The organism is Streptomyces phyllanthi (genome assembly GCF_009377205.1).
GTDB lineage: Bacteria > Actinomycetota > Actinomycetes > Streptomycetales > Streptomycetaceae > Streptomyces > Streptomyces phyllanthi.
The window spans coordinates 1-13543 of sequence record NZ_VJZE01000006.1; the positions used below are offsets into that span (position 1 = coordinate 1).

The 13543-nt window shown below is 72.0% G+C and carries 14 protein-coding genes and 1 pseudogene; 6 read left to right on the top strand and 9 right to left on the bottom strand.

Features of this window, described 5'->3' with window-relative positions; all coding sequences use genetic code 11:
* The 5 genes from FNH04_RS02075 to FNH04_RS02095 all read right to left on the bottom strand — a co-directional run.
* On the bottom strand, positions 1-250 hold a 250-nt coding region (locus tag FNH04_RS02075; protein WP_322722435.1), incomplete at its 3' end, for a helix-turn-helix domain-containing protein.
* A 162-nt stretch (positions 251-412) separates the two neighbouring features.
* Positions 413-3007 carry an immunoglobulin I-set domain protein gene (locus FNH04_RS02080; protein ID WP_152779708.1) on the bottom strand — a complete coding sequence of 865 codons (2595 nt, stop codon included), beginning with the start codon at positions 3005-3007 and terminating at the stop codon, positions 413-415.
* A gap of 94 nt (positions 3008-3101) precedes the next feature.
* A complete protein-coding gene (locus FNH04_RS02085) occupies positions 3102-3641 on the bottom strand; it encodes a hypothetical protein (protein ID WP_152779710.1) in 540 nt (179 codons plus the stop codon).
* 131 nt (positions 3642-3772) lie between these two features.
* A complete protein-coding gene (locus FNH04_RS02090) occupies positions 3773-4738 on the bottom strand; it encodes an HtaA domain-containing protein (protein WP_152779712.1) in 966 nt (321 codons plus the stop codon).
* 51 nt (positions 4739-4789) lie between these two features.
* Entirely contained in the window at positions 4790-5533 is a 744-nt protein-coding gene (locus tag FNH04_RS02095) for a hypothetical protein (RefSeq protein WP_152779714.1), read from the bottom strand.
* 92 nt (positions 5534-5625) lie between these two features.
* Here FNH04_RS02095 and FNH04_RS02100 point away from each other — a divergent pair, with 92 nt between their 5' ends.
* From FNH04_RS02100 to argB, 5 genes and pseudogenes are all read left to right on the top strand, one after another.
* Positions 5626-6681: a heme/hemin ABC transporter substrate-binding protein gene (locus FNH04_RS02100; RefSeq protein ID WP_152779716.1), complete on the top strand. Its 1056-nt coding sequence runs from the start codon at positions 5626-5628 to the stop codon at positions 6679-6681.
* Positions 6682-6829: 148 nt separating this feature from the next.
* Positions 6830-7357, top strand: coding sequence for an NUDIX hydrolase family protein (locus tag FNH04_RS02105; RefSeq protein WP_152779718.1), 528 nt, complete (start codon positions 6830-6832; stop codon positions 7355-7357).
* Between the two features lie 303 nt (positions 7358-7660).
* Positions 7661-8317, top strand: coding sequence for an isochorismatase family protein (locus tag FNH04_RS02110; RefSeq protein WP_194236510.1), 657 nt, complete (start codon positions 7661-7663; stop codon positions 8315-8317).
* Between the two features lie 55 nt (positions 8318-8372).
* A pseudogene (locus FNH04_RS49265) lies at positions 8373-8486 on the top strand (N-acetyl-gamma-glutamyl-phosphate reductase); the annotation flags it as partial.
* A 62-nt stretch (positions 8487-8548) separates the two neighbouring features.
* Positions 8549-9448, top strand: a complete 900-nt coding sequence (argB, locus tag FNH04_RS02120) for an acetylglutamate kinase (protein ID WP_194236511.1) — start codon at positions 8549-8551, stop codon at positions 9446-9448.
* Between the two features lie 168 nt (positions 9449-9616).
* Here the strand turns inward: argB and FNH04_RS02125 are convergent, their stop codons facing one another.
* The 4 genes from FNH04_RS02125 to FNH04_RS02140 all read right to left on the bottom strand — a co-directional run bounded on the left by FNH04_RS02125 (position 9617) and on the right by FNH04_RS02140 (position 12306).
* The gene (locus tag FNH04_RS02125) at positions 9617-10138 is read right to left on the bottom strand and encodes a GNAT family N-acetyltransferase (RefSeq protein ID WP_152779720.1); all 522 of its coding nucleotides are present in this window, start codon (positions 10136-10138) and stop codon (positions 9617-9619) included.
* A gap of 137 nt (positions 10139-10275) precedes the next feature.
* A complete protein-coding gene (locus FNH04_RS02130; RefSeq protein WP_152779722.1) occupies positions 10276-10506 on the bottom strand; it encodes a hypothetical protein in 231 nt (76 codons plus the stop codon).
* Positions 10503-12080: an amidohydrolase gene (locus FNH04_RS02135; protein ID WP_152779724.1), complete on the bottom strand. Its 1578-nt coding sequence runs from the start codon at positions 12078-12080 to the stop codon at positions 10503-10505. The genes FNH04_RS02130 and FNH04_RS02135 overlap by 4 nt, the downstream gene beginning before the upstream one ends.
* A gap of 13 nt (positions 12081-12093) precedes the next feature.
* A complete protein-coding gene (locus FNH04_RS02140; RefSeq protein ID WP_152779726.1) occupies positions 12094-12306 on the bottom strand; it encodes an MbtH family protein in 213 nt (70 codons plus the stop codon).
* A gap of 112 nt (positions 12307-12418) precedes the next feature.
* On the opposite strand from FNH04_RS02140, the gene FNH04_RS02145 reads away from it, so the two are divergent.
* Positions 12419-13519, top strand: coding sequence for an alpha/beta hydrolase-fold protein (locus FNH04_RS02145; RefSeq protein ID WP_322722441.1), 1101 nt, complete (start codon positions 12419-12421; stop codon positions 13517-13519).
* Positions 13520-13543 lie beyond the last annotated feature (24 nt).

Sequence of the window (13543 nt, forward strand, 5' to 3'; positions counted from 1 at the left end):
CCCCGGAGGAGACCGCCGGGGACGCGGGGGTGGCGTCGCGGGCGTCGAAGAGCGCCTCGACGGAGATGGAGAGCGCGGTGGTGATCGCGTACAGGGTGCTGACCGACGGCTGGCTCTTGCCGGTCTCGATCTGCGACACGAGGCTCGCCGACACTCCGATCTCACGGGCCAGCGCCCGCAGGCTCATCCCGCGCTCCAGACGCGCCTGGCGGATACGCGCCCCGACGGGCGGCACGACCGCAGGGGACACGGCGGCTCCTCTCGACGGACGACTGCTGTGCAGCTCCATTGAACAGGAGAGGTGCGTACTCCGGCCCGTGCGGACGGGGCTCCCCGCTGTGTGCGGGGAGCCCCACGGGAGCCAGGCCCTGTCGTTTGGATCATCCCGGCGTCGCGGGGCCTGGCACGCGGCCTACGCGCTCCCGGTTCCGCCCGCGCGTCCGCGCCGGTAGGCGAACCAGCCCGCCGCGGTGAGCAGGGCGGCGACCGTGGCCAGGGTCAGCACGGTGACGCCGGTGGAGGCGAGGCTGCCGCCGCCGGTGACGGTCGTGCCCGAGGTGCCGCCCGACCCCGGGGTGGAGCCCGAGCCGCCGGTCGTGCCGCCGCTGTCGCCTCCACCCGTGCCTCCGTCGCCGTCGTCGGTGTCGACGGGGGCCTGGCCGACGAAGCTCACGGGCACCTTGACGTCCTGCGAGCGGTCACCGGAGAGGGTGTGGTCGGCGCGGGTCGCCAGGACACAGGTGACCTTGAAGCAGTCGGTGAACTCGTCCTTCGCGTCGATCGTCAGCTCCACCTCGAAGGTGCCGCCGTCGCCGTACGGGATCGCCAGGTCCTCGCCGTAGTCGGGCGGGTCGGAGGAGATCCACGCGGAGGAGTGGGAGGTGCCGGTCATGTCGACGCCGCCGATGCACGGGGTGGGCAGTTCACCGTCGCCGTTGTCGACGCAGAGGGCGACGTAGACGCCCTTGTCCTCGTCGTAGCCGGAGCCCTTGATCTTGAGGGTCTGGTCCTTGGTGGCGAGGTGGTTGACCGGGGTGACGGTGAGCTTCTGGCCCTCGGGGCCGGTGACGGTCTTCGTTCCGGAGGGCTCGGTGTCCTCGTCGCCGTCCCCGTCGCCTCCGCCGTCACCGCCGTCGTCGCCGGACTCGGTGACCGTGAGGGTGACCGGTGTGGTGCGGGTGGTGCCGGAGGTGTTGGTGAACGCGGCACGGTACTCGTAGCCGTCGTGGGCCGCCTTCGCGGTGAAGGAGTACGCGTTCTTCGTCGCGCCCTCGATCGTGGACCAGGTCTGGCCTCCGTCGGGGCTGGCCTGCCAGCGCACGGTGGGTTCCGGGGCGCCCTCGGCGGCGGCCACGAACGTGACCTTGTCACCGGGGGCGACGGTCTGGTCCGTGGGCGCCTGGGTGATCTTCGGCGACATCCGGCGGTCGAGCTTGGTGACCTTGCCCTCGGCCGGGCTCGCGACGTACACCGCGGTGCCGCCGGGGGTGACGGCGATGGACGCCTGACCGTTCTGGCCCTGGTTGCCGGACAGCTTGACCGGCTCGGCGGCCGGCTCGTACGTCCGGGTGTCGTACACCGCGAGGGAGCCGTTGTTGTCGCCGCCGTCGCCGGTGTCGCCGCTGTCCTGCCAGACGACGAAGGCGCGGCCGGTGGCGGTGTCGAAGGCGATGTCGGCGGCCCGGTCCTGCCCGGTGATGGTCTTCACCGGCTTCGCGTCCCTGTCGTAGACGAGGACGGAGTTCTCGCTGCCCACCCAGACGTTGCCGGTGGCGGGGTCGGGGGCGATGAACCAGAGGTGCCCGGCCGGGAGTCCGGCCGAGGCGGTCACCGTGAAGGAGCCGGTGTCGACACGACTCAGCTTCCCTCCCGCGTAGCCGGACCAGGCGGCCTTGTGCGCGGTGTCGACGCCGAGCCGGGCGCCGCCGTCGAGCGTGAGCGTGCGCTTGACGGCACCGGTCGCGGTCTCGATCTCGGAGAGGGCGGCGCCCTGCTGGACCAGGACGGTGGAGGCGTCGGTGCCCGGTCCCGACGCGGTGACCGTGCCACCGGCCAGCCACACGCCCTTGGCCACCGTGTCGCCGTCCTTGGCGGTGCCGATACCGCGCACCGGGTAGTGGAAGACCACGCCGTCGCCGGAGAGCGGTGCGATGACCTGGGGGATCCTGCGGCCGCCCAGGGTGCCGTTGGAGCCGGGCGCCTGGGAGACATGGCTGCGGACCTTGCCGTCGCCGGCGTCGAGGACGTACAGGCCCTGCTCGTTCACGTCCGCGGTGTCGGCGATGTTGTCGGCGCCGACGTACAGCTTCCCGGAGCCGGGGTGCACCAGGACGTCCAGCGGCTTGCCGGAGTCCCTGAAGTCGGCCGACCGCACATAGCTGACGGTGCCGGGCGGCACCTCCACGCCGTCACCGCCGTCGTCGCCGTCACCGGGGTCCTGGCCCTCGAAGGTGACGGGGATACGGACGTCCTGGGAGCGGTCGCCCGCGGCGCGGTGGTCGACCCGGGTGACGACCGAGCAGGTCACCTCGGTGCAGTCGAGGCCGCCGTCCTGGGCCTTGACGGCGAGCTCGACGTCGAAGGTGCCGCCGTCGCCGTAGGGGGTGGCGAGGTCGCCCTCGTTGGGGTCGCCCTTGGGCACGATCCACTTCGAGGCGCTGCCGCTGCCGGTCTGGTCGGCGCCGCCGAGGCAGGGGGTGGGGATGCGGTTGTCGCCGTTGTCCTTGCAGAGGGCGACGTAGATGCCCTTGGTCGCGTCGTAGCCCTCGCCGGTGACCCGGAGCGTCTCGCCGTCGGGGTCGAGGTTCGCGGAGGCGGAGACGGTGAGTTTCTGGCCGTCCTTGCCGAACGCCGTCTTCGGGGTGTCGGCGGCCCGCGCGGACGGGCCGACGGCGACGGCGGTGAGCACGAGCGCGGCGGCACCGAGGAGCGCCGCCGGGCGTCTCGGTCCGGTGCGCGGGGTGGCCGCGCGGCCCGGCCGGCGCCGGACCGCCCTGTCAACTGCCATGGGGGGGTTCCTCACTTGTCGGATGGGCCCGGCGCGCCCCGGGATGCCGGAAGCCGGGCCCCGACGGTGCTGCGGGGCCCGGCCTGACGGGCGGTTACTGGAAGCTGATCGGCGCGTGGACGTCGTACTTGCGGTCGCTGCTGTCGAAGTGGTCGGCGCGGGTGACGACGGCGCAGGTGACGTCCTCGCCGCAGACGCTGCCGTCCTCCAGGGTGGCCTGGACGTAGATCTGCACGCTGAAGGTGCCGCCCGAGCCGAACTTGGAGCTGTTGGCGAACATGCCGCCGAACACGTTGTTGACCCAGTGCGAGGCCCCGGTCGAGCCGGACTCGTCCTGACCGCCGAGACAGGGGGTGGGCTTGGCCGCGCCCTGCTCACCGTCGACCACGCACAGGCCCACGTAGATGCCCTGGCTCGTGTTGTAGCCGGAGCCGGTGACGGTGATGACCTGGCCCGCCGCGGCGGCCGTGTCGGGCGCGGTCAGCGACAGGTTGTAGGCGGCGCCCCCGTCGGTGACCGTACGGGTCGAGGTGGCGGCGGAGGCCGAGGTGGCCATGCCCAGCGTGAGCGCGGCGGAGGCGGCCACGGCGAGGCCCGCGCGGGCGGCGGTACGGGCGGTCGGCAGAGGTCTCATGGTCGGGGGGACACCTTTCTCGATGCGGAGCACGCGAACTTAGGTAAGGCAAACCTAAATATGAGTACGGAGGGTTTGTCAACAGCAGGCAAAGACATCAACTTCCTTGACTGTCACGGGAGTTGATTCGCCTAGAGACGCCGTACGGCGAACTCCGCACCGGTCGTCCGGTCGCCGGACACGGTGCGCAGCTCCACCGCGTGGACCCCCTCGGCCGCCGTGGCGTACACCGGGAACGCCTGGGACACGCGTCCCGACCCGTCCGCCACCACGTCGTACCGGGTGTCGTCGTCGATCGCGACGAGCACCACCTCTCCGGGTTCGAATCCGGCACCCGTGACCAGTTGTTCGCCGCCCGTCCCGACCGTGGAGTGAGCCACGGTCGCCGCGAGGGGCGCTTTCCCCGCCTGTGGCCGCGACTCCGGCTCCTGCTCCGGCTCCTGCTCCGGTTCCGTCTCCGGCTTCGGCTCGGGTGAGCCCGGTGGCACCGGGGGCGGCTCGCCGGTGTCACCCGGCATGCCCACGGTGATGTCGAGGGGCGCGAGTTCGCCGCCTTCCTCGTACGGCTCCCCGGTCCAGGAGGAGAACAGCTCGGCACCCTCGGCCGTCAGGGAGACCCGCAGTCCGGTCCAGGTGGCTCCGGCGCTGCGCACGACCGGCGAGGCGGCACCCCGTCGCACGTCGGCCAGGGCGAGTCGACGGGTCCGTCCGTCAACCTCCGCGCGTGCGTGGAGTGTTCCGTCGCCGTCGTCCAGGCGCAGCCGCAGCTCGCCGAGAGTCAGGGCCGCCGACGCACTGCCGGCCGTGGACGGCCCGGCCGTGGACAGTTCGAGTTCACCCGCCAGGTCCACGGCTGCGTCTCCGGCCACCGGGTCGGCGCTGCCGCCGGTCACCGGCAGCCAGCTGCGGCCTCCCGCACCGCCGACGGCGGGTTTCCCGGCACGCACCGACACGTCCTCGGCGACCGCCCAGCTCGCATACCCTCCCGACACCTCGCGCGGGGCCCGCGCCCCACCCTCCGCTTCCGCCGACGCCTGGCAGAGGAGGGCCGTCAGGACCCCTCCGGCCAGGACGGCGGCGACCGGTCTTCTGTTCATCTCGCCCCCTGGTTCATGACGCGTGATCGGTTGGCTTCCGCTTCCGCGCGGTCAGTCGGCCGCTGTTCCGCCTCGGCGCCGGCGCGCCCACAGCCAGGTGAGGCCTCCGGCCGTCACGAGGCCCGCCGCGGCGAGCCCGAGGGACAGGGCCGCGGTCCCGGTACTGGCCAGCGGGCCGTCCGAGGCGTCCCCGCCGGTGCCGCCGGTCGAGTCCGAGTCGGCGCTCTCCGTCGCGGTCGGCGACGACTCGCCGTCCCCGCTCCCTGCGAAGGTCACCGGGACACGGACGGTCTGGCTCTGGTCGCCGCCCCGGGTGTGGTCGTTGCGGGTGATCACCGCGCAGGTCACCCCGGACTTGGCGCAGTCGGTGTTCGCGTCCTTGGCACGCACCTTGATCTTCACCGAGAAGGAGCCCTTGTGCCCGCTCCCCTCGTACGGCTCGGCCAGGCCCTCCCCGTACGACGGCGGATTGGAGGAGACCCACACCGAGGCACCCGACTCCCCCGACATGTCGACCCCGCCGACGCACGGCGTGGGCGTCCTGCCCGCGCCGTTGTCCACGCAGAACGCGACGTAGATGCCCTTCTCCGTGTTGTAGCCGGAGCCGGTTACGGTCACCGTCTCGCCCGCCGGGTCGAGGCCCGACGCCTTCGAGACGGTCAGTTTCTGCCCCTCGGGGCCGGTCGCCGAGCCGTCGGCGGCCATCGCCCCGGGCGTCGCCGAGAGGACCAGGACGCTCGCGAGGGCCAGCGTCGCCGGCCCGACTCGCAGAGCCCGTACGGCACTTCTGTGCATGCGTGTCAGCACCCCCACCATAGGCAACTCAGGTAAGGCTAACCTAAAGTACCCGATGACGTGTCCAGATCACGAGAGGGAGCGGCCGACCGATGCGCACTTCCGCGAAAGCCCAACTACCCTTACTGCGCCGATGTGTTGCCGTACTCGCCGTCGCCCTGTCGGTGTTGGTCACCGGGTGCGCGGACGGCGGCGGCACCACCGCGAGCGGGTCCACGCCGTCCCCGGCCGACGCGAGTGCGCGCGCCGCGGCGGCCAGGAAGCAGCTCGCGACGAACTCCCTCGTCCCGCTGAAGGGCGGGACGCCCGCGCCGAAGCTGCCCGTGACCGTGGACTCCTCCGACGGCAGGAAGGTCACCGTCGAGGACGCGTCGCGCATCCTTCCGCTCAACGGCGGTGTGGCGGAGATCGTGTTCACGCTGGGCCTCGGCGACCGTGTCGTCGGCCGTGACATCACCGCCACCTTCAAGGAGGCGAAGAAGCTGCCGCTGGCTACCAAGGCCCATGACGTGAGCGCGGAGAGCGTGCTCTCGCTGGAGCCCACGGTGGTGCTCGCCGACACGGACACCGGTCCCGCCGAGGCCATCGACCAGATCCGCGACGCGGGCATTCCCGTGGTCGTCCTGGACCCGGCGACGGAACTGGCCGATGTCGCCACCCGCACGACCCGTATCGCCGAAGCCCTGGGGGTGCCCGCGGCGGGCAAGGCCCTCAACCGTCGTATCGGCGACGAACTCGCCGCGGCCCGCGCCGGCGTGCCGGAGGGCAGCCGTCCCAAGGTCGCCTTCCTCTACATGCGCGGCAGCGCGGCCGTCTATCTGATCGGCGGCAAGGGCTCCGGCGCGGACTCGCTCGTGAAGGCCGCGGGCGCGGTGGACGCGGGCACCGCCTCCGGCCTCGGCAGACCCTTCACGCCCATCACGAGCGAGGCCCTGGTCAAGGCGCAGCCGGACGTGATCCTGATGATGTCCAAGGGCCTGGACTCGGTCGGCGGTGTCGACGGCCTCATGGACGTTCCGGGAATCCGCGAGACCCCGGCCGGCCTGGACCGCCGCGTGGTCGACCTGGAGGACGGCGTACTGCTGAGTTTCGGCCCGCGTACCCCGCTCGTCATCGACATCCTCGTCGACCGGATCCACGCGAAGTGACGCACTCCGCATCGACACGAAGTGACGCCCCCGCCGACACCGGCCACGAGGACGAACAGTGAGCGCCCGGCCCGTGCGGGTCGTGTGTGACCTGGAGCGGCATGCGCGAAACAGGACTCGGTGAAAGTACGATCATTCAATGTCTGACATGACCGAAACCACGCCCGGTTGGCTCAGCGCCGACGATCTCGAACAGGCCCGTGCCCGGATGCCGATCCTGTACGTCGAGGCCGTGCCCGTACGAGTCGACGAAAGCGGCGAAGTCACCAGCATCGGACTGCTGCTCCGGATCGGGCCGGACGGGACCGTCAGCCGCACCCTGGTCTCGGGCCGGGTGCTGCACCACGAACGGGTCCGGGACGCCCTCCTGCGCCATCTGGAGAAGGACCTCGGACCGGTGGCCCTGCCCCGCGTCCCGCCCTCTCTCCAGCCCTTCACCGTCGCCGAGTACTTCCCGACGCTGGGGATCACGCCCTTCCACGATCCCCGACAGCACGCGGTGTCCCTCGCCTATATCGTCCCGGTGAGCGGCGACTGCCGCCCGCGCCAGGACGCCCTGGACCTGGTCTGGTTCAGCCCTCAGGAGGCCGCGGACCCGCTGGTGCAGAACGAGATGCCGGGCGGCCAGGGGGTCCTTCTCAAGCAGGCCCTCGCCCATGTGGGCTGCCTGCCCTGAACCGGGGACCGGGTGCCGGTTCGCGGGCGCGGGTACGGCCCGGTTTCCCGGCGCCTGGATTCCCGGTGCCTGATTCCCGGTCCCTGATTCCCGGTGCCTGGTTTCCGTTTCCCCGGTGCCTGGTTTCCCGAGGGGGGCGGCGCGTCGGCCCGCCCGCCTCAGCGGTGTGGTGGCAAAGGCCTTTCGCCTGGCGGCAAGGGCAGGGAGAGCGTTAATTAGGTTAGGCTAAGCTAAGGCAATCTTGGCAGTCCGGAACCGTTCGTCACCAGCGGAGCGCGCGTCGTCAGGGGAGGGAAAACACCCATGGGCTTGCCCGCCATCGACTCGTACCCGATGCCGGACCGCTCCGCCCTCCCCCGGTCGCATGTCTCCTGGAGGATCGACCCGGTACGCGCCGCGCTGCTGGTCCACGACATGCAGAACCACTTCGTCGGCACGTTCCCGGCGAACCGTTCCCCCGTGGTGGAGCTAGTCGACAACATCGCGGCACTCCGGGAACTCGCGGGAACGCTGGACATGCCGGTCGTCTTCAGTGCGGAGCCGGCCGGACAGGCGCCGGGGCAGCGCGGGCTCGTCGCCGACATGTGGGGTCCGGGCATCGGGGACGAGCCGGATGCCGCGGCGATCGTCGCGCCTCTCACCCCTCGCCCCGGAGAGCACCTGCTGCCGAACGTGCGCCACAACGCCTTCTTACGCAGCCATCTCGGCAGGCTGCTGCGCTCGAAGGGCCGCGACCAGCTGATCATCTGCGGGGTGTACGCACATCTCGGCGTCCTGCTGACGGCGGCGGACGCCTTCATGAACGACATCCAGCCGTTCGTCGTCGCCGACGCGGTGGCCGACTTCTCCGCCGAGGAGCACACCTTGGCACTCCGGTGGGCAGCACGCAGTGGTGTGGTCTGCATGACGGACGGTCTGCTGCGCGGCCTTCTCCTGCGCAGGGAGCCGAAGAACGCGTGACCGCTTCACGCGTGGCGGACGGACAGCCGCACGGATACCACGAGAGTTGGAGAACATGACCCTACGGGCCACGGTGGCCGGAGCGAGTGGCTGTGCCGGCGGGGAGATCCTCCGCCTGCCGCTGTCGCATCCGGAGGTGGAGACCGGCGCGGTGACCGCGCACGTGAGCACGACCGCCGCACACCTCCGCGGGAACAGCGCGCACAGTTCACGAACGGGGCGGGAGCAGACATGAGACCGGTCGTCACGGACCTCACGGACGCGGATCCGTCCACCGGGTCACTCCTCTGGCCCGAGGAACTGCGGGGCAGCGCGGTCGTCGTCAAGTTCGGCGGCAACGCCATGGTGGACGCGAGCCTCCAGCGGACGTTCGCCCAGGACATCGTGGAGCTGTGGCACGCGGGCCTGCGTCCGGTCGTCGTACACGGGGGCGGGCCGCAGATCAGCGCGATGCTCGACCGCCTCGGCCTGGAGAGCCGCTTCGAGGCGGGCCTCCGGGTGACCACTCCGGAGGCCATGGAGGTGGTACGCATGGTGCTGACCGGCCGGGTCCAGCGGGAGCTGGTCGGCCATATCAACGCCCACGGACCCTTCGCCGTCGGCATGACGGGCGAGGACGCGCACACGATGACGGCCGTGCGGCGACCGGCCTGGGTGGACGGGCGGCCGGTGGACATCGGTCTCGTCGGCGACATCGTGGACGTGAACCCGGGCATGGTGCGCACACTCCTGGAACAGGGGCACATCCCGGTGGTCTCCCCCGTGGCCCGCGGTGAGGACGGGCAGGTCTACAACGTCAACGCCGATCTCGCGGCGTCGGCCCTGGCCGTGGCGCTCGACGCCGAGCGGCTGGTGATGCTCACCGACGTGGAGGGGCTGTACGCGGACTGGCCGCACAGCACGGAGGTCATCGAGCGCCTGACGGTCGACGCGCTGGACGAACTGCTCCCGGGGCTGGCGAGCGGGATGCTGCCGAAGATGGAGGGCTGTCTGCGGGCCGTCCGCGGCGGTGTGCGCAGGGCACACGTGCTCGACGGCCGCGTGCCGCACTCGGTGCTGCGAGGCGTCCTCGGCGAGACAGCCCCGGGCACCACCGTGTTTCCCGACGCCGGCCCGGACCGCGCCTCCTGACCAGAGCCAGGACCACGGCAGGCCAACGCCAGGACCACGCCGGGACCACGGCAGAAGCATCGCCTGGCCGCCGCGGACGGCCCGGCGGTCAGGGGCTCAGGGGCTCAGGGGCTCAGGGGCCTCGGGTCTACCGCTGTCCGGCACCGGGGGGCACACGCGGCCCGGCGGTCATATGCCCCTCGCGAGGATCCGCGCGTTGCGCCGGGGGTCCAGGGACTCCGCCCAGGCCCGAGGCGCCAGACGCGCGGTCGTGGGCGCGAACCCGTACTGGAGGAACAGGCCGCCACCGCCGGTCGTCGCCGTGAACAGGGCGCCGAGCGACGGGGCGCTCGCCCTGGCCAGCACGGCGCGCAGGAGCGTGGCTCCCCTGCCGCTTCCCTGCCGGTGCCCGGCCACACAGAAGTTGTACACAACGCCCGCGGGTCCGCCGCCCTCCCCCGGCCCGGCCGGGTGCACACGCAGGCCCACACAGCCGTCGAGGGTGCCGTCGGGGGCCTCCGCCACGAGGAAGTCGGCCGCGCGGGCGGCGTAGAGCGAGACGGGCCGCTCCCGCAGCGCGCCCGAGCGCACGAAGGGCCGGGACAGCTCCGCGAGCGCGGCGGCGTCCTCCTGACGGGCCGTACGCACGGAGGACGTCGGTACGAGTAGCGCGTGCGGCAGCGGGGCAGGGCGCGGCGTAGCCGTGATCAAGGCTTTCCTTCCTCGGTTCCACGGTCGGAGAACGGCTCGTCGCCGTGTCACCCCAACGAGACAATGAAGTAAGGCTAGCCTTGCCTAATCCCCAAGTCCAGCGGCCGATCACCTATCACCGATCACGGAGGTCGCGCCTACGCGCAGGGGCGGCCCGGATAGTCGTCGGTCTCGGGTACGCCCGCCTCGCGCATCCTGCGCAGAACCTCGGGCAGGGCCGTCTCGTCGCCGATGTCCGCGGGGCAGTTGGTCTCCCGGTCGAAGAGCAAGGTCTCCCCGGCCGTGTTCCAGAGGACCCAGCGATACGGGATCACGTCGTCCGCCCAGAGGTCCGTACGGCTCTCCACAACCACCATCTCCCTGTTCACGACGCCGACTTCCCGGTCTCGCGGCCGTCGACGTACGTCGCCACCACCTCGATGTCCCCGATGCGCGACGTGTCGACGCGCCGTGGGTCGTCGCCGAGCACGACCAGGTCGGCGAGCTTGCCCGGCGTGAGGCTCCCCAGGCGGTCCCCCCAGTGGCAGGCGAACGCGCCCGCGACGGTGTAGGCACGCAGGGCCTCGTCGACGGTGATGCCCTCGTCCGGGCCGATCACCCGGCCGGACCCGGAGGCGCGCTCGACCATGAACTGAACGGCCCGCAGCGGGGACCCGTCCGTGACGGGGCGGTCGGAGCTGCCGACCAGCGTGATGCCGTGGTCCAGGAACGCCTTGCCGCGGTAGAGCCACGGGGCCCGCTCCTCGCCCATGATCGCCGCGTAGTCGTCGCCGAAGTAGCGCAGGAAGTTGGGCTGGACGACCGCGCTGACACCGAGCCGCCCGAGGCGCGGGAGCTGGTCGGGGCGGATCAGTCCGGCGTGCTCGATACGGTGCCGGGCCCCGGGGCGCGGCCGGAGGCGCTGGGCCCGCTCCAGGGCGTCCAGGGCGACATCGGCCGCGCGGTCGCCGATCGCGTGGACGGCGAGCTGCCATCCGGCGAGGTGGCCGTCCACGATCGTGTCGGCGAGCACCTCCGGGTCGTCCTGCAACTGGCCCGCGTGGTCCAGCCCCTCGTAGGGACCGCTGAGCGCGGCGGTGCGGGCCATCATGCCGCCGTCCGTGTAGATCTTCAGCGCGCCCACGGAGAGCCAGTCGTCGCCGAACCCGGTGCGCAGCCCGAGATCGAGGGCCCGGGGAATGCCGTCGGCCTCGTGCGCGGCGACCTGGCGCAGCCGGTCCGCGGACACCATGAGCTGCGTACGCAGCGGCAGCAGACCCTTCTCGCGGGCGAGTTGGTAGGCACCCAGCTCGACGGGGCTGTGGCCGAAGAGGGTGCCGCCGATGCCCGCCTCCGCACAGGCGGTGACGCCCTCGGACAGGCAGGTCCGGGCGGCGCGCCCGATGACCTCGGCCAACTCCTCCTGGGAGTGCGGAAGCCGCAGCGCGCGGGCGGCGCCCATGGCCCCCTCGGCGAGGAAGCCGTTGTCGTGCGGGATGCCGGCGGGGAGCAGGTCGAGCACGGCGGAGTTGACGACGCAGCCGTGCCCGGAGTCGTGCATCACGAACAGCTTGTGCCCGTGGCTGACCCGGTCCAGTTCGGCGGCGGTCAGATGACGGCCCAGGGCCCGCTGGTCGTAGCCGGCGATGCTCACCCAGGTGCCGGGCGAGCCCTTGCGGACGACGGCTTGCTCCACGACGGCGAGCACGTCGTCGATCCGTGTGCGGCCCGCGATGCTGGGGGTGTTCTCCTTGAACCCGGTCCAGGCCAGGTGCACATGGGCGTCGATGAACCCGGGCAGCACGGTGGCGCCCTGGAGGTCGATCACCTCGCGTGCGGGCAGGGAGGTCACGGCCTCGTCCAGGCCGACGATCCGGCCCCGCCAGACGCCCAGGTCATGGGCGACGGGATGGTCCGGGTCCATGGTGAGGAAGCGGGCGTTCGTCAGTCTGGTGCAGAGCATCGGCGATGTCTCGTCAGACGTCCGTGGACGCCGCGAGGGACCGGGGGCGCAGATCCGTCCAGTGGGTCTCGACGTACTCCAGGCACGCCTCTCGGGTGTTCTCCTCGAAGACGGTCGTCCACCCCCCGGGCACCTCGGCGAAGGACGGCCAGAGCGAGTGCTGGCCCTCGTCGTTCACCAGGACCAGGAAACGGCCTTCGGCATCGTCGAAAGGGTTGGTGCTCATGGTGCGGTGCCTCCGAGCGGGGATGGAAGGGAACGTCACGATTAGGTTAGGCTCGCCTAATTAAAGCTGAGCTTAGCCTCTCCCCTTCCCCCTCATCAAGGAGACCTCCGACGTGGAGAACGCCTTCCTCGACACGGAGAACGACTTCGTCGCGTTCGGACTGCCCGGCAAGCCCGGCACCGACGAGTTCTGGGCGGCGGCGGGGGCACCCGCGTCGGTCCCCGCCGACGACGGCGGCTGGACGACCCTGTTCCTGTGGCGTGGCTCTCCGGCGACCATCGACTTCGAGAGCTGGTCGGAGCCGGTGCCGCTGCGCCGCTGGGGCGACACGGACTGCTGGTACGCCAGGGTGCGCGTGCCCGCGCGGCTGCGGGTGACCTACCAGTTCCTCGCGGGCGACGAGGCGTTCGCCGACCCGTTCAACCCGGTGGGCGCCGGCGGTGACCGGTCCATCGCCGCGACCCCCGACGCCCCGGCCCAGCCGCACTGGCCCGTCGTCGGCGCCGCGGACGTCCTGCCCCTCCCCCGCACCCGGATCCGCTGGGCCAGTGAACGGCTCGGCGGGCGCCGTACCGTACGAGTCCATCCGGCGGGCGGCGGCGGGCCGGTGGTCCTGCTGCTCGACGGGGACGACTGGCTGTATCTGCACCCGGCCATGGCCGCGTTCGACTCGGCCGTCGCAGGTGGCGAGCTGCCCCCCGTCACCCTCGTCTTCCTTCCGGCCAAGGACAGGGAGGCCGAGTTCGCGTGCGGGCCCGAGCTGTGGGAGGCGGTCCGGGACGAACTGCTGCCGCTGGTGGCGCAGACGGGCGTCCCCGCCGACCGGGACCGGCTGGTGGTCGCCGGGCAGAGTCTCGGCGGGCTGAGCGCGCTGTACGCGGCGTTGGAGTTCCCGGACCTGGTGTCGCGCGTCGCCTGCCAGTCGGGGTCGTTCTGGTGGACGCCCGACGCCACGGGCCGGCCCGACCCCTTGGGCGGCCCGGTCGGCGGCACCATGGCCGCGCGCCTGCGGGAGCGCCCGGACCTGTCCGGTCTGCGGATCGCGTTCGACGTGGGGGAACACGAGAAGCAAATGCTGCCCCACTGCGAACTGACCGAGTCCCTGGCCCGGCAGGCCGGCGCGACCGTACGGGTCTCGCGGTCGGCATCCGGCCACGACCGGGCGGGCTGGCGGCACGCCCTGCTGAGGGATGTCGCCTGGGCTCTCGCCTGAGAACTCCGAACGAGAGAGGGGGAG